This window comes from Streptomyces durmitorensis (assembly GCF_023498005.1).
GTDB classification, from domain to species: Bacteria; Actinomycetota; Actinomycetes; order Streptomycetales; family Streptomycetaceae; genus Streptomyces; species Streptomyces durmitorensis.
Window position 1 is genome coordinate 8,099,430 of record NZ_CP097289.1, and the last position, 22,109, is coordinate 8,121,538.

The 22,109-nt window shown below is 71.9% G+C and carries 18 protein-coding genes; 9 read left to right on the forward strand and 9 right to left on the reverse strand.

Features of this window, described 5'->3' with window-relative positions; genetic code table 11:
* The first annotated feature begins 51 nt into the window (after positions 1–51).
* From M4V62_RS36285 to M4V62_RS36295, 3 genes are all read left to right on the forward strand, one after another.
* Positions 52–285, forward strand: coding sequence for an XRE family transcriptional regulator (locus tag M4V62_RS36285; RefSeq protein WP_249591413.1), 234 nt, complete (start codon positions 52–54; stop codon positions 283–285).
* A gap of 171 nt (positions 286–456) precedes the next feature.
* On the forward strand, positions 457–1,770 hold the full coding sequence (locus M4V62_RS36290; protein WP_249591414.1) for a nitric oxide synthase oxygenase: 1,314 nt from the start codon (positions 457–459) through the stop codon (positions 1,768–1,770).
* Positions 1,771–1,858: 88 nt separating this feature from the next.
* Positions 1,859–2,914 (forward strand): lactonase family protein, encoded by a 1,056-nt coding sequence (locus tag M4V62_RS36295; RefSeq protein WP_249591415.1) that lies wholly within the window; start codon positions 1,859–1,861, stop codon positions 2,912–2,914.
* Positions 2,915–3,008: 94 nt separating this feature from the next.
* On the opposite strand, the gene M4V62_RS36300 is transcribed toward M4V62_RS36295, so the two are convergent.
* The 9 genes from M4V62_RS36300 to M4V62_RS36340 all read right to left on the reverse strand — a co-directional run bounded on the left by M4V62_RS36300 (position 3,009) and on the right by M4V62_RS36340 (position 13,768).
* Positions 3,009–3,953 carry a sirohydrochlorin chelatase gene (locus M4V62_RS36300; protein WP_249591416.1) on the reverse strand — a complete coding sequence of 315 codons (945 nt, stop codon included), beginning with the start codon at positions 3,951–3,953 and terminating at the stop codon, positions 3,009–3,011.
* 119 nt (positions 3,954–4,072) lie between these two features.
* Positions 4,073–5,080 carry an N-acetylglucosamine kinase gene (locus M4V62_RS36305; RefSeq protein WP_283779128.1) on the reverse strand — a complete coding sequence of 336 codons (1,008 nt, stop codon included), beginning with the start codon at positions 5,078–5,080 and terminating at the stop codon, positions 4,073–4,075.
* Positions 5,077–5,754, reverse strand: coding sequence for a uracil-DNA glycosylase (locus M4V62_RS36310; RefSeq protein ID WP_249591417.1), 678 nt, complete (start codon positions 5,752–5,754; stop codon positions 5,077–5,079). Before M4V62_RS36310 ends, M4V62_RS36305 begins: the two co-directional genes overlap by 4 nt.
* Before the next feature lie 33 nt (positions 5,755–5,787).
* Positions 5,788–6,879 (reverse strand): WD40/YVTN/BNR-like repeat-containing protein, encoded by a 1,092-nt coding sequence (locus M4V62_RS36315; protein ID WP_249591418.1) that lies wholly within the window; start codon positions 6,877–6,879, stop codon positions 5,788–5,790.
* 133 nt (positions 6,880–7,012) lie between these two features.
* Positions 7,013–7,930 carry a homocysteine S-methyltransferase gene (gene mmuM, locus M4V62_RS36320; RefSeq protein WP_249591419.1) on the reverse strand — a complete coding sequence of 306 codons (918 nt, stop codon included), beginning with the start codon at positions 7,928–7,930 and terminating at the stop codon, positions 7,013–7,015.
* Positions 7,927–10,023 carry an ABC transporter ATP-binding protein gene (locus M4V62_RS36325; protein ID WP_249591420.1) on the reverse strand — a complete coding sequence of 699 codons (2,097 nt, stop codon included), beginning with the start codon at positions 10,021–10,023 and terminating at the stop codon, positions 7,927–7,929. Before M4V62_RS36325 ends, mmuM begins: the two co-directional genes overlap by 4 nt.
* Before the next feature lie 15 nt (positions 10,024–10,038).
* The gene (locus tag M4V62_RS36330; protein WP_249591421.1) at positions 10,039–10,953 is read right to left on the reverse strand and encodes an ABC transporter permease; all 915 of its coding nucleotides are present in this window, start codon (positions 10,951–10,953) and stop codon (positions 10,039–10,041) included.
* Complete coding sequence (locus M4V62_RS36335; RefSeq protein ID WP_249591422.1) at positions 10,950–11,900, reverse strand: ABC transporter permease; 951 nt, start codon at positions 11,898–11,900, stop codon at positions 10,950–10,952. Before M4V62_RS36335 ends, M4V62_RS36330 begins: the two co-directional genes overlap by 4 nt.
* A complete protein-coding gene (locus M4V62_RS36340) occupies positions 11,897–13,768 on the reverse strand; it encodes a peptide ABC transporter substrate-binding protein (RefSeq protein ID WP_249591423.1) in 1,872 nt (623 codons plus the stop codon). Before M4V62_RS36340 ends, M4V62_RS36335 begins: the two co-directional genes overlap by 4 nt.
* Positions 13,769–13,937: 169 nt before the next feature.
* Between M4V62_RS36340 and M4V62_RS36345 the strand changes: the two genes are divergently transcribed.
* The 6 genes from M4V62_RS36345 (at position 13,938) to M4V62_RS36370 (ending at position 21,783) form a co-directional block, all read left to right on the forward strand.
* Complete coding sequence (locus M4V62_RS36345) at positions 13,938–15,185, forward strand: ROK family transcriptional regulator (protein ID WP_344646396.1); 1,248 nt, start codon at positions 13,938–13,940, stop codon at positions 15,183–15,185.
* A complete protein-coding gene (locus tag M4V62_RS36350) occupies positions 15,182–16,777 on the forward strand; it encodes a M81 family metallopeptidase (protein WP_249591424.1) in 1,596 nt (531 codons plus the stop codon). Before M4V62_RS36345 ends, M4V62_RS36350 begins: the two co-directional genes overlap by 4 nt.
* A gap of 98 nt (positions 16,778–16,875) precedes the next feature.
* Positions 16,876–17,706: a transporter substrate-binding domain-containing protein gene (locus M4V62_RS36355; protein ID WP_249591425.1), complete on the forward strand. Its 831-nt coding sequence runs from the start codon at positions 16,876–16,878 to the stop codon at positions 17,704–17,706.
* Positions 17,707–17,769: 63 nt separating this feature from the next.
* The gene (locus tag M4V62_RS36360) at positions 17,770–19,281 is read left to right on the forward strand and encodes a hypothetical protein (RefSeq protein ID WP_249591426.1); all 1,512 of its coding nucleotides are present in this window, start codon (positions 17,770–17,772) and stop codon (positions 19,279–19,281) included.
* Between the two features lie 32 nt (positions 19,282–19,313).
* Positions 19,314–20,384 carry a caspase family protein gene (locus M4V62_RS36365; protein WP_249591427.1) on the forward strand — a complete coding sequence of 357 codons (1,071 nt, stop codon included), beginning with the start codon at positions 19,314–19,316 and terminating at the stop codon, positions 20,382–20,384.
* Positions 20,371–21,783, forward strand: coding sequence for a hypothetical protein (locus M4V62_RS36370; protein WP_249591428.1), 1,413 nt, complete (start codon positions 20,371–20,373; stop codon positions 21,781–21,783). Before M4V62_RS36365 ends, M4V62_RS36370 begins: the two co-directional genes overlap by 14 nt.
* Positions 21,784–22,109 lie beyond the last annotated feature (326 nt).

The following is a 22,109-nucleotide window of genomic DNA, read 5'->3' on the forward strand; positions in this document are numbered from 1 at the left end:
GTGCGGCGAGGTGCGGGGCATGAGAGCACGCGGGCGGGGCAGGAGAGGTCAATGGATGACCTGTCTCAGCTACTCCAACAGACCATGCGCCGCCGTCATCTGACGCCGCAGGCGATCGCGGACAAGACCGGGATCCGCACCCCGCGCATCCGGGCCTTCGCCGAGGACGGCGCCGAGGGGCCCGTCCGCCCGACCGAAGAGGAACTGGCCGAGCTGGCCGGCGCCCTCGCACTGCCCGCCATCAAGGACGCCGCGCGGCCCACGGCCGCGGCAACCTCACCTTGACCCCCCGACCTGCTGTGCGCGGTCGCGGTGGACAATTCGCCCCCGTCTGAGCCATGTTCACCGGGCACGCACAGGGTGGATCACCCCGTGGGAGGGGTAACTGCGCGGCTAACAGACGTGCGGACCGCGCGGGAGCGGTCCGTGCCCCCGAGCCGCCCCAGGGGGTGCACCATGCGGAAGTACCTGCGCAGGGCCGGACACGAAGCCCCTGCGGACCGCGGTACGCGGGGTGCCGGGATCCCCGCCGACCTCCATCAGCGCGCCGCCGACACGGCCTGCCCGGAGCGTGCCGCGGGCCACGAGGAGACCGCCGCCCCGTCGGCGCCGCGCCCCGCGGACGGCGCGCCGGCCGGGCCCGCCCTGCGCCGGGCCGCGGCCGACTTCGTCCGCCTCCACCATGGCGAGGCCCACCGCGGTGACCCCGCGCCAAGGATCGCCCAGGTGTTCGCCGAGATCGCGGAGACGGGGACGTACCGCCACACCCACGAAGAGCTGGTCTTCGGCGCCCGGCTCGCCTGGCGCAACGCCGCCCGTTGCATCGGACGCCTCTACTGGCGCTCGCTGCGCGTCCTGGACCGCAGGGAGCTGACCGCCGCCGACGACGTGGCCGCCGCGTCGGCGGATCATCTGCGGGCGGCCGTCAGCGACGGACGGCGGATCAGGCCCCTCATCACCGTCTTCGCGCCCGACGCGCCCGGCCGTCCGGGGCCCCGCATCTGGAACGAGCAGCTCATCCGGTACGCGGGGTACGCGCGCCCCGGCGGAGATGTCGTCGGCGACCCGCGCAACGCCGGGATCACCGCGTTCGCGCGGAGCCTCGGCTGGCCGGGCGGCCCCGGCACCCCCTTCGACGTACTGCCCCTGGTGATCCAGGGCTCGGGGGACAGGCCCCGCTGGTTCCGGCTGCCGCCCGACGCCGTGCTCGAGGTCCCGATCGAGCACCCCGACCACGCCTGGTGGGCGGGGCTCGGACTGCGCTGGCACGCCGTGCCCGCGCTGGCCTGCATGTGTCTGGAGATCGGGGGCGTCTGCTACCCGGCGGCTCCCTTCAACGGCTGGTACATGGGCACCGAGATCGGCGCCCGCAACCTCGCCGACAGCGACCGCTACGATCTGCTGCCGCGCGTCGCCGAACGGCTCGGGCTCGACACGGCCAGCGACCGTTCGCTCTGGAAGGACCGCGCCCTCGTCGAGCTCAATCGCGCGGTGCTCCACTCCTTCGACCGGGCCGGTGTCACCATGTCCGACCACCACACCGAGTCCCGGCGCTTCTTGACCCACCTCGGCCGCGAGGAGAGCAAGGGCCGCGCCGTCGGCGCCGACTGGTCCTGGATCGTGCCGCCCCTCTCCGGCAGCACGACCCCTGTCTTCCACCGCACGTACGACACCGTGGAGCGGCATCCGGCCTACGTCCACCACCCCGAGGCCCTCGCCAGGACGCGGGGTGAGTGCGGCGAATCCCTGGTCCAGGACGCCCCGCTCTAGAGCGCCTTGGTCTAGACCGCCTGCTAGCGTCTGCCGCACGAGTGCCCCCTGGACACGGTGCTCGGTCGAGAGTCGAGAGGGGAACGCAGTGGTCGGCAGGTACGGGAGCTCTCAACGGGCGTACATCGGGTCCTTCACCGCGGCGGGCGGGCCGGGGATCCTCACCGCGGCGGTCGACACGGACAGCGGTGCGCTGACCGTCCTCGGCGCCACGGACACGGTCGCCGACCCCTCGTACCTCGCGCTGTCGGCCGCGGGCGACATGCTCTACGCCGTCAGCGAGACGTCCGACGGCGCCGTCGCCGCGTACCGCCTCAGCGGCGACAAGGCCGAGCAGGCCGGGCCGCCGGTGGCGGTCGGCGGGGAGGCGCCCACCCACATCGCCCTGCACGCCGGGCACGTCCTCACCGCCAACTACGGCTCCGGCAGCGTCACCGCCGTGCCCGTGCGCTCCGACGGCAGTCTCGCCCCCGCCCTCTCCGGCGTCCTGCGGCACACCGGCGCGGGGCCCCACCCGCAGCGCCAGCAGCGGCCGCACGCCCACCAGGTCCTGCCCGACCCGAGCGGCCGCTGGGTGGTCAGCGTCGACCTCGGCACCGACTCCGTACGTGTCTGTGAGCTCACCGCGGCGGGCGAGCCGACCCTGCACCGCGAGATCGCGCTGCGGCCGGGATCCGGCCCGCGGCATCTCGTGTTCCACCCGCGCGGCGACCGTGCGTACGTCCTGAACGAACTCGCCCCCACCGTCACGATCTGCGCCTGGGACGCCGCCGACGGCGCCCTCAGGCCGCTCGGCGAGGCGGCCGTCCTGCCGGGCCCCGCGGACGGCGACGGCGAGGCCTTCCCCTCGGAGGCCGTCATCGCACCCGACGGCCGGTTCCTGTGGACCGCCACCCGTGGCCAGGACGTCATCTCGGTGCTGGCGCTCGACGAGGCGGGGGACAGGCCGCGGCTCACCGCCACCGTGCCCTGCGGCGGCCACTGGCCGCGTGACCTGGCCATCGACCCGTCCGGGCGGTTCCTGTACGCGGCCAATGAGCGGTCTGGCGACGTGACCTGGTTCGTGATCGACCCGGCGACGGGCATCCCGCGCCGCGCGGGCTCCGTCGAGGCCCCTGCCGCGTCCTGCGTGATCTTCGGCTGAGCCGCCGCGCCCCGCTCACGCCGCCTGGCCCGCCCCCTGCATCAGGGGGCGGGCCAGGCGGCGTGACGGCATCAGGTCTGCCGGCGCGGTGCGGTCAGTGGACCGGCGCGCCCGACGGCTGCTGCGGGGCGATCCCGAGCGCCGACGTGTACTTGGAGAGGGCCAGCTTGCCGATCGCGGGGTAGGCGCCGAGCGACTCGGCCACCGAGCAGCCGGCTTCCTTGGCGGCGGCGTCGAGCAGGCTGCCGTCGATCTCGGGACCGATCAGGTACGGGGCGAGCGCCAGCTGCGTCGAGCCGGAGCCGCGCAGCTCCTCCGCGGTGTTCGCGATGGCGCCCTCCTGGTCGAGCGCGGCGGCCATCACCGGCACCGCGAGGCGGGCCGCGAGCAGCATGCCGGTGATCCCGGCGGCCTGCACGGCCTCCTCGCCGCCGACCGTGGCCAGGACGATGCCGTCCGCGGCGGTGGCCACCGTGAACAGCCGGGCGCGGTCGGCGCGGGCGAGCCCGGCCTCCGACAGACGCACGTGCAGCCCCTCGGCGAGCAGCGGGTGCGGGCCGAGGACGTCCGTCAGCTCGGCCGGGGCACGGCTGTCCATCACGGCCTGGCGCACGCGCCGCATCAGCGCGTTGTCGGGGCCCGCGAGGAGGGGCACCACGACGGCGACGGGGCCGTCGGGCTCGGCGGCGTCCGACCCCGCGGCACGCGCCTGCTCATAGCGGGCGGTGCGCTCGGTCGCGGCGTGCGCGAGCACGGACTGCAGCGAGGGGAACTCCGGGAACGAGGTGGTCGTGGCGTCCTCGGTGCCGTCGAGGTACCCGATGCGTGCGTCGAGGCCGGGCAGCTCGGAGCGGGCGATGCTCACGACCTCTTCGGCGAGGCTGCGCGTGGCGGTGCTGGGTACGCCCGGTACGGCGAGAACGAGCGCGGGCGCGTTCTCGGGAGCCGCCACGGGCTCCGGGCGGCGGTGCCGACCGGGCTGGCGGGGTCGCGGCATTCGTACGGGCAGGCCTGATGCGGGCCCGGTGGGGGAGCTCATGGCCCCGCATGCTACTGGTCTCTGGGGCTTCGCTGTTCGGGGAGGGTACAGGTGGGCGGTATAAGTCCGCTTTTGTCTTATGAGTTACGTAGTGCTCAACTGTCACACTATGTAAGTGGTCAACTGTCGTACCCGGTGTGCCCGATGTGGACGCTGAGCATGCGCGGGTCGAGCGGCAGGCGCAACCGCTGCGCGGCGATGTCGCGGGCGATACGCACGGCCCCGTCCAGCGGGTCGCCCGCGGCCGGAACGAGACGCACGTGCCGCAGACAGTCCTTCAGCTCCGCCCGCACCGGGCCGAGCAGTGCGTCCCCCATCTTGAACAGGCCTCCCGTCAGGGCGACTTCGGGCTGCTCACCCTGGCCCACCGCGTCGGACGACGGGCAGACGGCCGCCGCGGCATCGGCGATGTGCCGGGCGGCGTCCCGCAGGATCGCCTGGGCCACGGGGTCGTCGGGGGCGCAGCGCGCCACTTCGGGCGCGAACGAGGCGAGCATCGCGGGCCGGTCCGTACGGGGATAGAGCTGTCCGGGCAGACCGGGCGCCGGGCCGAAGAGTTCCTCGGCGCGGGCGAGCAGCGCCTTCGAACCGCGACGTCTGCCGTCGAACGCGCGCATCGCCGCATCGAGGCCCGCGCGGCCGATCCACGCGCCGCCGCCGCAGTCGCCGAGCAGATGCCCCCAGCCGTCGGCGCGGTGCCAGGCGGTCAGATCCGTGCCGATCGCGATCATGCCGGTGCCCGCGGCGACGACCGCGCCGGGGCGATCGCCCAGCGCGCCCGCGTACGCGGTGACGGCGTCGGCGGCGAGCGCCAGACGACCGACGCCCAGCGCCCGGTGGAGCGCGGACGGCAGCTCCGCGCGCAGGTCGTCACCGAGGGTCGCCATGCCCGCGGCGCCGATGGCCACGGCAGTGACGCGGGCGTTGCCCGACCGCTCAAGCAACTCCCGTGCCATGGGCGCCAGTTGCTCCGTGAAGTGCCCGGCGTCGATGCCGCGCGCACCGGTGCGCACCGGGTCCTCCGAGCTCACCTGGGCGGACCGGCCCGACCCGTCCGCACCGGCGAGGGCGACCCGCATCCCGGAGCCGCCCGAGTCGACTCCGATGACACACGAGGCGACCGTCACGGAAGCCGCCAGTCCACCGGCTGCCCGCCCTGCTGGACAAGGAGGTCATTGGCCCGGCTGAAGGGGCGCGAGCCGAAGAAGCCGCGGTCCGCCGACATCGGCGAGGGGTGCGACGACTCGACCGAAGGCAGCGGGCCAAGGAGCGGCCGCAGATTGCGGGCGTCGCGCCCCCACAGGATGGAGACGAGGGGACGGCCGCGCGCGGCGAGCGCCTTGATGGCCTGCTCGGTGACCTCCTCCCACCCCTTGCCCCGGTGCGCGGCGGGACGCCCCGGGGCCGTGGTGAGCGCCTTGTTGAGCAGCAGGACGCCCTGCTGGGTCCAGGGCGTGAGGTCGCCGTTGGTCGGCGACGGGAGCCCCAGGTCGGAGCCCAGCTCGCGGTAGATGTTGATGAGGCTGCCGGGCAGCGGACGCACCTCGGGCGCGACCGAGAACGACAGACCCACCGCGTGCCCGGGGGTCGGGTAGGGATCCTGGCCGACGATCAGCACCCGCACCTCGTCGAAGGGCTGCTGGAACGCCCGCAGGACGTTCGGCCCGGACGGGAGGTAGGTGCGTCCCGCGGCGATCTCCGAGCGCAGGAAGCCGCCCATCTCGGTGATCTTCCCGGCGACGGGTTCGAGGGCCTTCGCCCAGCCCGCTTCGACGATTTCATGCAAGGGTCGTGGTGCCACGGCGTCACCCTACTGCCGTAACGGGGGCGTCGATCAACCGATGGCCGCCGCCCTGACGCACAGTACGTCGGGCAGGTGGGAGGCCAACTCCTGCCAGCTGTCCCCGTCGTCCGCCGATGCGTACACCTCGCCGTTGCGATTGCCGAAGTAGATGCCCGCCGGATCCTGGTCGTCGCTGCACATCGCGTCGCGCAGCACCGTGCCGTAGTGGTCGCCGGACGGGAGGCCCGCGCTGAGCGGCTCCCAGCTCTTGCCCGCGTCGCTCGTGCGGTAGACACGACATCGGTGGTCGGCGGGGACGCGGTCCATGTCGGCGTTGATCGGGAAGACATAGGCGGTGTCCGCGCGGTGCGGGTGGGCGACGGCCGCGAAACCGAAGTCGGAGGGGAGGCCCTCGCCGATGTCCGTCCAGTGCGCGCCCGCGTCGTCGCTGCGGAACACGCCCCAGTGGTTCTGCAGATACAGCCGGTCCGGATCGACCGCGTCCCGCGCGACCTTGTGCACGCACTGGCCGAACTCCGGGTCCGGGTCCGGCAGGAAGACCGCCGAGACGCCGCTGTTCGACGGGGCCCAGCTCTTGCCGCCGTCCAGGGTGCGGAAGACTCCGGCGGTGGAGACGGCGACCGTCACCGCGTCCGGGTCGCGCGGGTCGGTCAGTACCGTGTGCAGGCCTTCTCCGCCGCCGCCCGGCACCCACTTGTCGCGTGTGGGGTGCTCCCAGAGTGGGCGCACGAGCTCGAACGTCTCGCCGCGGTCCCGCGATTTGTACAGGGCGGCCGGTTCCGTGCCCGCGTACACCACGTCCGGTTCGGCCGCCGCGGGGTGCAGTTGCCAGACCCGCTCCAGGGAGGCCCCGGTGTCCTTGGGGAACTTGACGGCCGCCTTGGGCGGTTCCGTCCACGTCCTGCCGAGGTCGTCGGAGTGGAAGACGGACGGGCCGAAATGGGAACTGTCGCCGCCCACCAGGAGGCGGGGGGAACTGCCTCGGGTGTCGATGGCCACCGAATAGATGGCCTGGGCATTGAAGTACGGACTCTCGTCGAACTGCCAGGTGCTCGCGCCGCTGCGCTTACGGCCGATGAAGAGGCCTTTGCGGGTGCCTACGGTGAGAATGATCTCGGCCATGGTGAGCCACCTCCGGGACGTCGTTGTCACAGGTAGGGCTCAGTCTGCACCTCGGCACTGACAGTCACCCCTGGGCCGGGCGTTCTCGCAGGTCAGGTCGGGGGTGACGGACGTGGTGCGCGTCCTTGAGCCCTCACTGCGGCCCCTCACCGTGGCCCTCGCCGCCGGACAGCTCCGCGGCCACCTGCGCGATCGATTCCGGCCCCACCCGGCAGCACCCCCCGATCAGCCGCGCCCCCGCGTCCCGCCATCCCGTGACCCGGCCCGCGGTGAAGTGGGCCGGACCCCGCCACGCCCTGGCGGCCGCGTCCCACGTCTCGCCGCTGTTGGGGTAGGCCACCGCCGGCTTGCCCGTGATGCGCGCGGCGAGGCGCACCGCCGCGTCCGCGTCCTGCGGATCGCAGCAGTTGACGCCGACCGCGAGGATCTCCTCGGCGTCGGCCGCCAGGGCGAAGGCCTCCGTCAGGGGCTGGCCCGCCCGTGTGTAGCCGCCGGAGACGGTGTACGAGAGCCAGGCGGGCACGCCCAGACCGCGCACCGCCCGCAGCAGGGCCCGCGCCTCGTCCGTGTCAGGGACCGTCTCCAGGGCGATGACGTCCGGTTCCGCGTCGGCCAGGACCTCCAGGCGCGGGCGGTGGAAGCGTTCGAGTTCCGCCACCGTCAGGCCGTAGCGGCCCCGGTACTCGGAGCCGTCCGCGAGCATCGCCCCGTACGGGCCCGCAGACGCGGCCACCCACACCTGGCGCCTCACGTACGTGCCCGCCTCGCGCGCCAACTCCACGCTCAGGCGCAGCAGCTCGGCGGTGCTCAGCGCGTCGATGCCGTGCTTCGCGAAGCCCTCGAACGTCGCCTGATAGCTCGCCGTGGTGGCGATGTCCGCGCCCGCCTCGTAGTACGCCCGGTGCGCCGCCGCGATGGCCTCCGGCTCGTCGGCAAGGAGCCTCGCCGACCAGAGGGCATCGCTCAGGTCGTGCCCGGCGGCCTCCAGCTGGTTGGAGAGGCCGCCGTCGAGCACGAGCGGGCGGCGGGTGAGTGCATCCGCGAGTTTCACACTGCCGACGCTAGCCGAGGCGCGGACAGGGGGAAGTGGCACGCGACCTGGTGTCCCGCACCGTTCGGGGTGCTCACCAGCGGCTCCGTGGTGGCGCACACCTCCTGGGCCATGGGACACCGGGTGCGGAAGCGGCAGCCCGACGGGGGCTTCGCGGCCGAGGGTGTCTCGCCCTCCAGGGGAGTGCGGTCCACGCCGTCCGCGGCCTGTGGGTCCGGCAGGTTGACCGTGTCCAGGAGTCCCCGTGTGTAGGGGTGCAGCGGGTGCGCGTACACCTGTGCGGCCGGGCCCGACTCGACGAGCTTGCCCAGGTACATCACACCGACCGTGTCCGCCAGGTGGCGCACCACCGCCAGGTCGTGCGAGATGAACAGATACGTCAGGCCGCGTTCCCGCTGCAACTCCCGCATCAGGTTCAGGATCTGCGCCTGGACGGAGACGTCGAGCGCGGAGACCGGCTCGTCGGCGACCACCAGGTCGGGGGAGAGCGTCAACGCCCGTGCCAGGCCGAGGCGTTGACGCTGACCGCCGGAGAACTCGTGCGGGTAGCGGTGCACGGCCCCGCGCGGCAGGCCGACCGCGTCCAGGAGTTCGCCGATCAGCTTCTCCTGGTCGCCGCGGCTGCCGACGCCCTGGATGACGAGCGGCTCCCGCAGGATCTCGCCCACCCGCATCCGGGGGTCCATGGCGGCCGTGGAGTCCTGGAACATCAGCTGCACGCGCCGCCGGTGCGCCCGCCGTTCCGTCCGGGACATCCGGGCGGGGTCGTGCCCGTCGAAGCGCACGTGTCCGGCCGTCGGCTCCTCCAGGCCCGCGACGATCCGCCCGAGCGTGGTCTTGCCGCACCCGGACTCGCCGACCATGCCGAAGGTCTCGCCCCTGCGGATCTCCAGGGACACCCCGCCCACCGCGCTGACCGTCCCCCGGCTGCGCGAGAAGGCGCCGCCCTTGAGGGGGAAGTCCTTGGCCAGGGCGTCGAGTTCGAGGAGTACGTTGCCGGGGGCGCGCGGCGCCGGCACGGTCGGCGGGATCACGACCTCCGCCTCCGTGGCGTTGTCCGGCACCGGGTGGAAGCAGGCGAACCGGTGCTCGCCGCCGCGCACTTCGTCGTCCGTCAGCTGCGGCTCGCTCGCGCCGCACTCGTCGGTCGCGAAGGTGCAGCGCGGGGCGAAGCGGCACCCCGTGGGGCGCGCCGCCAGGTTCGGCGGCAGGCCCGGGATCGTGTGGAGCGCGGTGCCGCTGTCCGCGGCGCGCTCGGGGAGCGAGGCGAAGAGCGCCTCCGTGTAGCGGTGCCGGGGTCGCGCGAACAGGGCGCGCACGTCCGCCTGTTCGGCGACTTTGCCCGCGTACATCACCGCGACCCGGTCGACCCGGTTGGCGATGACGCCCAGGTCGTGCGTGACCAGGATCATCGCCATGCCGAGCCGCTCGCGCAGGCCGTCGATCAGCTCCAGGATCTGGTGCTGCGTCGTGACGTCCAGGGCGGTGGTCGGTTCGTCCGCGATGAGCAGCTTCGGCTCGCAGACCAGGGCCATGGCGATCGCCACGCGCTGGCGCATGCCGCCCGACAGCTGGTGCGGGTAGGCCTTCATGCGCTCGGCGGGCTGCGGCATGCCGACCAGGCGCAGCATCTCCTCGGCCCGCGCCCACGCCTCTTTCCTGCTCAGGTCGGGGCGGTGCAGGACGAGCGGCTCGGCCACCTGCGCCCCGATCGTCATCGTCGGGTTCAGCGAGGTGAGCGGGTCCTGGAAGACCATGCCGATGGTGTTGCCCCGTACGTCCTGAAGGACCGGGGCGGGGGCGGTTGCCAGGTCCTGTCCGTCGAACAGGACGCGTCCGCCGGTGACTTCGCCGCCGGGCGGCAGAAGGCCGAGGACGCTGAGCGCGGTCATGGTTTTGCCGCAGCCCGATTCGCCGACGATGCCCAGGGCCTCACCCGGGGCGAGTTCGAGACTGACGCCGTCGAGGGCGTGGACGGTGCGGTCGCGCGAGGTGATGTCGACGCGCAGATCGTCGATCCTGAGCAGAGGCTCGTTCTTGATCAGAGGCTCGTTCTTGATCAGGGACTCGTTCTTGAGCAGAGGCTCGGTCATCTTGTGGGTTCTCCCTTACTTCCGCAGCCGTACTTCGAACGCGTCCCGCAGCCCGTCACCGATGAAGTTGAACGCGGCGACGACCAGGACGATCGCGATGCCCGGCGGGAAGATCAGCCACCAGTAGCCGTTCTGCGTGTAGGTGATGCCGGCCGAGAGCATCGAGCCCCAGTCGGCCGAGGGCGGCGGAATGCTCAGACCGAGGAAGGCCAGGTAGCTGACGTAGAGGATGGCGTCGGCGATCTGGAAGGTGCAGTTGACGATGACCGTGCCGATCGCGTTCGGCACGATGTGCTTGAACACCGCACGCGCGCCACCGCCGCCCATCATCCGCATCGCCTGGACGTACTCGCGGTCGCGCAGCGAGAGCGCCTCGCCGCGCACCAGGCGGGCGGGGGACAGCCAGGCGACCGAGGCGATGATGACGATGAGGACGCCCTTGCTGGGCGTGATGATCGCGGCGACCACGACGAGCAGGAACATCGCCGGGATCGCGAGCGCGGCGTCCGTGATCCGCATCATGGCCGCGTCCACCCAGCCGCCGAAGTACCCCGCGACCGCGCCGTACACGGTCCCGAAGAGCGTCGCCAACAGCCCTGCCGCCAGGCCTATTTCGAGCGAGGTCTGCCCGGCGACCATCAGCCGCCCGACCATGTCGTAGCCCAGGTCGGTGGTGCCCAGGAGGTGGCCGGGGCTGCCAGGCGCCAGGTTGGCCTGCGAGAGGTCGGTGTGCGTCTGTTCTGTCGAGAAGAGCAGTGGTCCGAGGTAGCTGAAGCCAAGGAGCAGGACCAGGACCACCACGCCCGTCAGGGCGAGCTTGTTGCCGGTGAAGACCTGGAGGGTGCGGCGGGCGAGCGAGGGCGTGGCCTGGGCCGCCGCCTCGTTCCCCGGAGCGGCCTCTGGGGTGACGTCTGCGGTCGCGGTACTCATGCCACGCTCCGGATCCGGGGGTCGAGGACGGCGTACAGGATGTCGGTGAGCAGCGAGCCGACGACGGTGGCGACGCCGACGACGAGCGTCACGCCGAGAAGGACCGGGAAGTCGGAGCCCTGCGCCGCGTTCCAGAACAGCAGCCCCATGCCGGGGTAGTTGAACATCGACTCGACGACGAGCGCCCCGCTGAAGAGCGTCGGCAGATACAGGCCGAGCAGGGTGGCCAGCGGGATCAGCGCGTTGCGCAGGACGTGGCGGACCATGATGCGGCGGCTCGACTGGCCCTTGGCCATCGCCGTACGGACGTATTCCTCGGTGAGGTTGTCGAGGACCGCCGAGCGCATGTAGCGGCTGAACATCGCCACGATGCCGAACGCCATGGTGACGACCGGAAGCACCAACCCCGTGAAGTCGCCGAGGAGTTCACCGACGCTCTCGCCCTGCGGTGCCTCAGCCGGGAGGATCGGCATCACCTGCGCGAACAGGATGATCATGATGAGGCCGAGGAAGAACACCGGCGTCGCGTAGAGCAGGAAGGCGAGCCCCGTCAGGGCGTAGTCCGACGCCTTGCCGCGCCGCACGGCCTGGAGCAGACCGAGCGGGACGGCGATGACCACCGCGAGCGCGGTGGAGAGCACCGTCAGGAGCAGGGTCTTCGGCAGGCGCTGCTTGAGCAGGTCGAAGACCGGCGAGTTGAGCTTGAACGACTCGCCGAGGTCGCCGGTGAACAGCCGCTTCAGGTACATCACGTACTGCGCGGGCAGCGAACGGTTGTACCCCTGCTGGTGGTTGAAGTGCTCGATCTGCTGCGGGGTGCCCTTGGGGCCGAGGATGGCGCGTGCGGGGCCGCCGGGCAGCATGTGGAGCAGGGTGAAGACGATGATCGAGACCAGGAACAGCACGACGAGCGCCTGAAGGAAGCGCTTGACCAGAAAGCCGGTCACTTGTCGGCTCCCTTCTTCTTGACGTAGTACCAGTCCTGCGGCGCGAAGGTGACGGTCGGGTTCTGGCCGATGCCCCGCAAGTCGTTGCGGATCACGGAGACCTGGTAGGCGGGGTTGGGCATCCACATCACCGGGAGCTGCTCGGCGAGGTACTCGCCGTACGCGTGCATCGCCTTCATGTCGGGCGAGTACTGCACGGCGCGGATGATCCGGTCGGCCTTCTTGTCGCTGTAGTTGCCGAAGTTGGCGGATGCGCCGGTGGAGAAGAGCTGCTCACCGCTGGGGTTGAGCGGGTAGTACCAGCTGCCCGCCGTCCCGAAGAACGACATGTCCCAGTCGCAGCCGGGGTCCTTGGCCTTGCAGGGCACGGAGTTGCCGAGCACCGAGTTCAGCGGCTGCTGGCGCACGGTGAGGTCGATCCCGCCCTTGGAGAGCGAGGACTTGAGCTCCTGCATCATGTTCGTCGTCTCGGTGGAGCCCGACTGGGAGAGCAGGGTGAGTTCGAGCGGAGCGTTCTTCGCGATGCCCTTGCCGCACGCGTCGGCGCCCGTTCCGGGGCGTAGGCACCGTGCGGTGCCGTCCACCGTCCTCCAGCCGTGCTCGCTGAGCAGCCGCTGAGCCTTCTTCACGTCGAAGGGGTACTGGTTCTTCTCCATCGCCTCGGACAGGTACTGGCTCTTCGGTGTCACCGGCACAGGACCGAGCGTCGGTGTCGCGCTGCCCTGCCAGATGACGTCGCTCATCGCCTTCTGGTCGACGAGATGCTGCATCGCCCGGCGGATGTAGAGCTGGTCCATCATCGGGCCCGCGTGCGTGGAGTTGAAGTTGTAGACGATGTACGTCGCCGCCCAGCCCTCCCAGGGGTCGGTGCGGTAGCCCTTCTCCTCGAACTTCTCCTTCTGCGCCATCACCGACGGCGGGATGTAGCCGTAGTCGACGCCTCCCGAACGCAGCACGTTGTACTCGGAGTCGGCGGTGGTGAAGGGCTTGAAGACGACCTTGTCGAGGTGCGGGCGCTGCGACGTGGGGCCGGTGTACTTCTCGTTCGGGACGATGGTGACCTGGCCGCTGTCGCGCCAGCCCGCCAGCTTCCAGGGGCCGTTGACCGTCTTCCACAGCGGGTCGGAGCCGTACGAGCCCAGGCTCTTGGCGTGCCGCGTGAGCCGCGCGAAGACGGTCTTGGCGCCGTCCTTGGTGCGGTCCCAGTCGCCGACCTCGCCGCCGTCGGTCCTGGCGTCCCAGGCGTGCTGGGGCAGGGCCCGCATCAGAGTGAGCTGGTTGGCGGTGAACCAGTCGGGGTTGTACGCGCGGCTCAGGTGCAGGCGCACGGTGTGGTCGTCGACCGTCTCGAAGCGCTTGACGTTGTCGGGCATCGTGCCGACCGAGTAGTTGCCCCAGCTCGCCTTGTTGGCCTTGACGAGGTTGAACCAGAACTCGATGTCGCGTGAGGTGACCGGCTTTCCGTCGGACCACTTCACGCCCTCGCGCAGCGGCACCGTCACGGTCTTGTTGCCGTCGCTGAACCTCGGCTTCCCGCCGAGCGTGCTCGGGCCGTGCGTGGTCAGCTCGCCCTTGTCCTGCACGGCGTCGTACACCGGCATGAAGAGCAGCGACTGGATCCCGTAGTTGTACGAGGCGCCGTAGCCGGGGGCGCCGATCGGGAAGATCCAGTTCGGCGTCGCGGCGGGCTGCAGCGCCATCGTGGCGGTGCCGCCCTCGACCGGGGTGCCGCCGGTGGGGCCCATGTCGACGCGGCCGCCCTCCTTCGTGCAGCCGGTCACTGCCGTGAGGGCGAGCGCGGCGACGGACGCCGCCGCGGCTATGAGAGCGCGGCGCCGCGCGCGGGGACATGATCGCCTTGAGCGCATGGCGAAGGGCCTCCAAGGATGCGAGAGCCGGACCGTGCCGGAGATCGACGGGCGGCGCCTGAACGCTAGGTCTGGCGACAAAATCAAGTCAAGAGCTTCGTTCGGCAAGAAGTCTCAAAATCGGGAGGGTCTGGCCAACTTGCTTTGAGTGGACTTAGTGTTCGTCTCGATGTCGAACGAACTGATCGAAGCAACTGGGGGCGGCATGGCCGGTACACCGCACGGCGAACCGGGGTCGGCGCAGCACATCCTGCAGCTGGTCTCCTCGGGCGCCGCCTCCTCCCGGGCCGATCTCGTACGGGAGCTGGGGCTCGCCCCCTCCACCGTGTCGCTGCGCGTGCAGGAACTCGTCAGCGCCGGCGTGCTCACCGAGTCCGGCGAGGGCGCCTCACGCGGAGGCCGCCGGCCCCGGCTGCTCCAAGTCCACGCGCAGGGCGGCGTCGCACTCGCCGCCGACCTCGGCAGCCACCACGCGCGCATCGGCGTCGTCGACCTCGGCGGCACGGTCCTCGACGCCGTCGACCTGCCGCACGACATCACCGCGGGCCCCGAGTCCGCCGTCGACTGGCTCTGCGGCCAGGTCGCCGACATGGGCGCCCGCCAGCGCGAGGCGGGCCGCGCCGTCCGCGCCCTCGGAGTCGCCTTCCCCGGCCCCGTGCAGCCCGCCGAGGGCCGCGTCCTGAGCCCGTCCCGCATGCCGGGCTGGCACCGCTACCCGCTGCGCGACGTCCTCGCCGAACGGCTCGGCATCCCCGTCACCGTCGACAACGACGCCACGATGATGGCCGTCGGCGAGCACCGCACCGCACGCCCCGGCCTCGACCACATGGTCGTCGTCAAGGCGGGCCGCGGCATCGGCAGCGGGGTCATCGTGGCGGGGCGCCCGCACGACGGCGCCAACGGCTCCGCGGGCGACATCAGTCACGTACGCATCGAGGCGGCGGGCGACCGCCCGTGCAGCTGCGGGAACATCGGCTGTCTGGAGACCGTGGCCAGCGGCGCCGCCCTGATCCGCGAACTCGCCGCCCAGGGCGTCGAGGTGGAGGACACCACCGAACTCCTGCGCCTCGTCGCCGACGGCGACCCGCAGGCCACCACCCTCGTCCGCACCGCGGGACGGCACATCGGCACGGTCCTGTCCGTCGTCGTGAACTTCTTCAACCCCCAGGCCGTCGCCCTCGGCGGTGTCCTGGCCACCGCCGAACCGCTCGTCGCCGCCGTACGAGGCGTCCTCTACGAGCGCTGCCTGCCCCTGGCCACCGCGGACCTGGAGATCACCACCACCGTGACAGGGCGCGACGCGGGCCTCCTCGGCGCCGGACTCACCGCCCTGCGCCAGAACCTCCCCCACTCCCCGGCACCCCACTCCCCGGCACCCCAGGACCCGTCGTCCCAGGAAGAGAGCGCCCGCGCATGACCGGCACGACCACCCCCACGACGAACCAGCGTCGCCTCCGCATCGGCATCGGCGGCATCGGCATCGAGTCCTCCACCTTCTGCCCGCACCGCTCCACCACCGACGACTTCCGTCAGACCCGCGGCCAGGACCTCCTGGACCGCTACACCTGGACCCGGCCGGACTCGGACCTGGCCCGCACGGTCGAGTGGGTGCCCCTCCTGCACGCGACCTCGCTGCCCGGCGGCCCGGTGGAGGCCGAGTCGTACCTGGTCCTCAAGGACGAACTGGTCACGCGCATACGGGAGTCGGGCCCCCTGGACGGTCTCGTCTACGACATCCACGGCGCGATGAGCGTCGTCGGCCTGACCGATGCCGAGGCCGATCTGACGGAAGCCGTCCGCGCCGCGCTCGACGCCGTCGGCACCCCCGACGGGGGCCGCCCCATGATGTCGACCGCCATGGACCTGCACGGCAACGTCTCGCGCCGGTTCGCCGAGCCGATCGACCTGCTCACCGCCCACCGCCTCGCCCCGCACGAGGACGCCTGGGAGACCCGCGAGCGCGCCGCGCGCAATCTCGTGCGCTGCCTGCGCGAGGGCACCCGGCCGCACCGCGCCTGGGTGCAGGTGCCGGTGCTCCTGCCCGGCGAGAAGACCAGCACCCGCCTGGAGCCCGCCAAATCCCTCTACGCCTCGCTCGCCGACATCGAGCAGCTGCCCGGCATCCTCGACGCGGCGATGTGGGTCGGCTACGCCTGGGCGGACGAACCGCGCTGCAAGGCCGCGATCGTCGTCACCGGGGAAGACGCCGAACTTGCCGCCGCCGAGGCCGAGAAGCTTGCCCGCCGCTACTGGGACGCGCGCCGCGACTTCCTCTTCGTCGGCCCCACCGGCGGCGCCGAGGAGTGCATCGCCCAGGCGGTGGCCTCGACGAAGCGGCCCTTCCTGATCAGCGACTCCGGCGACAACCCCACGGCGGGCGGCGCCGGCGACCTGGCGTACATGCTGGGCAAGCTCCTGGAGAACGACGCGATCCGCTCCGGGAAGGTCACCGCGGTCCACCCCGGCATCACCGACCCCGTCGCCGTCGCCCGCTGCTTCGAAGCGGGAGTGGGCGCCGAGGTCGCCCTGAGCGTCGGCGGCAAGGTCGACGCGAACCACGGGGGCCCCTACGAACTCACGGGCACCGTCGTGGCGTTGCAGCGCGCGGCCGAGCAGAAGGACCGGGCGGAGGGCGGCGCGTACGACCGGGGCGTCGACATGGCGGCCGTGAAGACCGGCGGCGTGACCGTGATCCTGGTCGAGCGGCGCAAGCCCTTCCACACCCTCGCGGACTTCATGGGACCGGCGGACGGCGGCCTCGGCGTCGACCCGCGCACCTTCGACCTGGTCGTGGTCAAGATCGGCTATCTGGAGCCCGAGCTCCATGACATGGCCGCCGACTGGCTCCTCGCCCTCACCCCGGGCGGCGTCGACCAGGACCTGCTGCGGCTCGGTCACCACCGGGTGGAGCGCCCGCTGTACCCGTTCGACGAGGACGCGTACGACGACGGGGGCGAGGGCGGGGACGGCCCCGTCCTGAGGGCGGCCCGGCTGACGCCGCTCGCCTGAAGAACCCGGTGATCGCCTGATGAGAAGGGGCTTCACCGGCCAGAACGGTTCTGCGAGGGTGATCCCTTCGAGCCGCGAACCCGCCCGGAGGAGCCCCCGTGAAGCGTGCCGCCACCCTGTCCGCCCTGGTCTGTCTGCTCGCCGTCACGGCTGCCGCGCCCGCGTCCCCCGACGCCGGGCGCGGCAAGGACCGCCACCACGGCAGCCTGCTGGACTCCGTGCCCAAGACGGGCATCCTGAAGGTGTGCACCACGGGCGACTACCGCCCGTTCACCCACCTCGACCCCGCCGACGGCACATACAGCGGCGTCGACATCAAGATGGCCGAGGACCTGGCGAAAAGTCTGGAAGCCAAGCCCACGTACGTGGCCACCACCTGGGCGAACCTGACCAAGGACGTCGCGGCGGGCCGCTGCGACATCGCGGTCGGCGGCGTCTCCATCACCCTGCCGCGCGCCCGCCAGGTCTACTTCAGCGAGCCGACCCGCGAGGACGGCAAGACGCCGATCATCCGCTGCGCCGACAAGGAGAAGTTCGGCGAGGGCACACTCAAGGACATCGACAAGACGGGCACCACCGTCATCGTCAATCCCGGTGGCACGAACGAGCAGTTCGCACGCGCCCACATCAAGCAGGCCACGATCAAGCAGCACCCCGAGAACACCACGATCTTCCAGGAGATCATCGAGGGCCGCGCGGACGTGATGATGACGGACGCGAGCGAGACCCGCTACCAGGCCAAGATCCACCCCGAACTCTGCTCCCTGCACCCGGAGAAGCCCTTCACCTTCTCCGAGAAGGCCTACGCACTGCCGCGCGGGGACGAGGAATTCAAGGAGTACGTCGACCAGTTCACGCACCTGGCGACGCACGACGGGACGTACGCCGAGTACGAGGCCGAGTGGATGGGCACCCCCTCGGGTTCCTAGCCAGGGGTTTCCCTGAGCCCGCCCCCGATGTCCGGGCGGCGCGGCCGTCCTACCTTCCTGGGCATGGCTTCCTTCCGTGAACGGTGCATCCACAGCCGGCAGGGTGGTCGGCTCGCCTCGACCACCACCGCCGACATTGACGAGCTCGTGGCCGGGCTCAAGGACCGGCCGCGCGTCGTGCTGCACTTCCACGGTGGACTCATCGACGACACGCTGGGGTTCGCCACCGCCGAGCGGCTCACGCCCGTGTACGAGGCGGCCGGCGCCGATCCCGTCTTCTTCGTGTGGAGCAGCGGACTCCTGGAGACCCTGCGGGGCAACCTTCCGCAGATCCTGAACGAGAGCGTCTTCCGTACGCTGCTCAACCGCGTCACCCGCTACGCCACCGGCACCGTCTTCCGGCAGCCGGGACAGCGCGCCCTCGGGGTGGTGGCCACCCCTTCCCCGAGGGCGGTAGCAGCCGAACTCGCCCAGGTGCGGGCGGGGCAGGAGCCGTACGCGCGGCTGACCGCGCCGCCGGACGTGCCGCCGCTGAGCGAGGCCGAGCAGAAGCAGATCGCCGCCGAACTCTCGGCGGACACCGAACTGGCCGAGCGCACCCGGGAGATCGTGAACTCGGTGGTGCCACCCGCCCAGGTCCACCCCACAGAGCCGGTCGCCGCGGCGCGAGAAGTCATCGGGGGGCGTGCCGCGGCGGCCACACTGATGTCACCCGACGTCGTGGCCGATCTCGCGGCCAGGGCGGGCACGGGGGAACGTGCCCTGGTGAGCACCGCGTTGGTCGTGCGCAAGACCGTGCGGGTGGTGGCCGCCGTCGTGGGCCGCTTCCGGCAGCGCAACGACCACGGCCTCTATCCGACGGTCGTCGAGGAGATCCTGCGCGAGTTCTACCTCGCCAACGCGGGCGCCGCGATCTGGGGCGCGATGAAGCGGCAGACCGCCGACACGTTCACCGCCGCGGGCGACGAGGTCCGCGCCGGACGGTACTTCCTCGACCGGTTCGCCGAGCTGCTCGCCTCCGGCACCCGCCCCCAGGTGACCGTGGTCGGCCACAGCGCGGGCGCCGTGTTCATCTCCAACCTCCTCGACGACCTCGCGCGCAGGCGCGCCGAGGACGACGACCCCCTCCCCGCCGACTTCCGGCTGCGGGACGTGGTGCTCCTCGCACCCGCCTGCACGGTGGCTCAACTGGCGCCCGTGGTCCGCCGCCAGGCCGAACTCTTCGACCGGTTCCGGATGTTCACCATGACCGACGCGGCCGAGCAGGCCGACCACCTGGTGCCGTTCCTGTATCCGAGGTCCTTGCTCTACTTCATCTCCGGAGTCCTGGAGCGCGGGCCCGCCCAGCGGTCCGTCGTCACACCGATCGCGGGCATGCAGCACTGGTACCTCGACCCCGCCGCCACGGGACCCGAATCCGACGACCTGCGCGGCTTCCTGCGGGCGGACCCCGCCCGCACGGTCTGGTCGCCCGGCGACGTCGGCCCCGGTCTGCGCGCGGGGGCGCGCAGCCACGTCGCGTTCGACGACGACCCGCAGGTCCTCGCGAGCGTGGCCGCCATGCTCGCCGACTGAACGGCGCGAGGCTGAACGAGGGGGAGAGTCCGATGAACGACCTGCATTACGCCGTGGTCGTCGGCATCAACCGTTATCCGGCCATCGGTGACCTGCAGGCCGCGCGGGGTGATGCGGTCCGGTTCCGTGAGTGGCTCGTCGACCCCAAGGGAGGCGATGTGCCCGAAGGCAACGTCACGCTGGTGACCGCCACCGAGGAGCAGGAGCGCACCGCGGACTTCATGACGGCCGTACCGACCAGGGAGAACGTCGACCTGGCGCTCTACCGGACGAACATCGCGGTCCAGCGGGCGATCGAGGACCGGCCCGAGGAGGAGTGGGAGGCCGCCAGGCAGCGGACCCGGCTCTACTTCTTCCTCGCGGGGCACGGCTTCATGACGCCCCCCAACAGCACCGCACTGCTCATGGCCAACGCCGCGTTCGACCTCCTGGGCAATCACCTCGCCGTGGGCCAGTACCTGGACTGGTACGAGTCGTCGTCGCCGTTCCGCGAGATCGTCTGCTTCGCGGACTGCTGCCGCACGAGCAACGGCAACGGCTCGGTCTTCCCCTTCGGGCCGCCCTTCACCACCACCGTGGGGGCGCTCGAGAAGGTCGACTGCTTCGTCGGGTACGCCACTTCGCAAGGCGACCCCGCCTACGAGGAGCAGAACCCCGACCCCGACCTCGCGCGCGGGCACTTCACGACCGCGCTCCTGGACGGTCTCGGCGGGCGCAGCGTCACCCGCAAGGGGCTCATCACCTCCGACAGCCTCGCGGACTACGTCGTACGGCATGTGGAGGACCGCACCCGGCACCTGCTGGTCCCGCAGCAGCCCAGGTTCGTCAAGGGCAGCGCCCCGATGGTCTTCGTGCGGGACGTGGAGAACGGGATGCCCTTCGTCACGCTGCGCTTCCCGGAGGGGTTCCGGGGCTGGGTGCAGCTGCGCGGCGGCGACCCCGACGAGCCGCCGCTGAGGTGGCACGTCGACGCCGCGGAGCACGTCGAGAAGCTCGCTCCCGGCCTGTACCGGGTCACGCCGGAGAGCTGGGCGGCGGACGACTTCCAGAACGCTGGATTCTTCGAGGTAATGACGGGCGGTGGGAATGGTGTCCAGCTCTGAAGAGCGGCGGCGCTCACGGGAGGAGACGGCCAGGCGCGTGCCGTTCGTCGTCATACCGGACACCCCGTCGGTCCTCGTCACGGTCACGGACTCCGCGTTCCACGAGGTGGCGCACGCGATGGGCACCATCGACACCACGCTGCCGCCCGGCATCTACCGCATCGAGCAGCGCTTCGGCGGCGCGGTGGAGAGCCGGTTCGTCGAGGTCGGCACGGAGCCCTTCGTCGAGCGGCTCGCGCTGCCCGACATGCCCACGGCCACCCCGGTCGAAGGCACCCCCACGACCCGTGAGGACCACCGCGCGGCGGCGGTGCGCTGGAGCACCGAGGCGACGCACGGCGGGGGCCCGCCGACCCTGATGGTCCTGATCCGCAATCTGCGCAGGGGCTGGCAGCTCGACCCGTTCGCCCTGGAGATCGCCGACGAGCGCGGTACGCCGGTGGACGGCGGCGCCGGTGGCTGGGAGCCGGCCGGCGGCCAGGAGTGGTCGGCCTGGAGCGGTGAACTGCCGCCCGGCGGCTACCGGTTGAGGATGCGCAGGAAGCCCGCGGACGGGCTGACCCTCGCGCAGGCGCTGCACGTGCTCGACGGGTGGACGACCCTGGTGTTCGTGAGCAACGGACCGCAGGGACCGCAGCCGCAGTTCGCCTCGATCCAGATGGTGCCCCGCGGCATCGGCTGGCAGCCGGCGGACCGCACCCTGGACCTCGCCCTGGAGGCGGCGCTCTCGGGGCTGCGGCAGGGGATCGACCTGGTGTCGACGCGGCAACTGCTCGGCCTGCTCGACGCCAAGAGCGTCAACCCCTTCCTCGGCATCATCGGGGCGCACGCCCTGCTGCTGCACCCGACCCCCGACCTGGGGCGGATCGGCAGCATCCTGGAGCGCCTCGTCCACCATGCCCCCGCCCAGCCGGACATCGCCGCACTGTGCACCCTGCTGGGCGAGCAGGTCCCGCCGGTCGCGTCACCGCCGATGCTCGCGGCCTCCTGCCGCCTGCTCGTCCGGGCGGACTCGGCGGACCCGGGGATCCTCCAGGACGGCTCGGTGGCCGAGAGCGCGGCGGAACACATGGTCGGACGCGGCGTCTGGACGACCTGGCTCGAACAGGAGCAGAAGCAGGAGCGGAAGCACGGGCCGGGCATCGCGGCGCGCGGTGGCCTGGTCCCGCCGGTGTCCGGTCCCGCAGGCGCGGCCCGGCGACCGCGGGGAGCCGATCCGGTCGAGCGGGTCCAGCGCTACGTACGGGAGATCGCGAGCGTCGAGGACAAGAGTGTCGAAGACGTCCTGCGGAGCATGGAGCCGAAGGACCTGTCCCGCAGGACCGGCATGCCGCACAAGGCGGTGGACAAGGCCATCGGGGAGCTCAGGCGCCCGCAGGGGAAGCCGCAAGGAGAGTGAGGCCCACAGCCCGCAGCACAGCCCGCAGGGGGCAGCGTGAGGCCGCGACGGCCGGGAAGTCGTGCCCCGGCCGTCGCGGCTCCCGACGGCTCCTTCGCCGCGCGCGGCACCCCCGTGTCCGTGCGTGGTGGAGCGTCGGTGGCCTGCCGGCCGCGTCCCCCAACACGGCCGGCAGGGGTGGGTGGGCCGACCTGCGGCCCGTGCGCCCCCGAGCGCGCACGGACAGCCAGGCCTGCGGTGACGTGATGGCGCGTCACCCGTTCTTGGGGAACCCCCGCTGCGGGGACTCCGGTTGCGGCAACTCCCGCTGCGGTCATGGTCGCCAT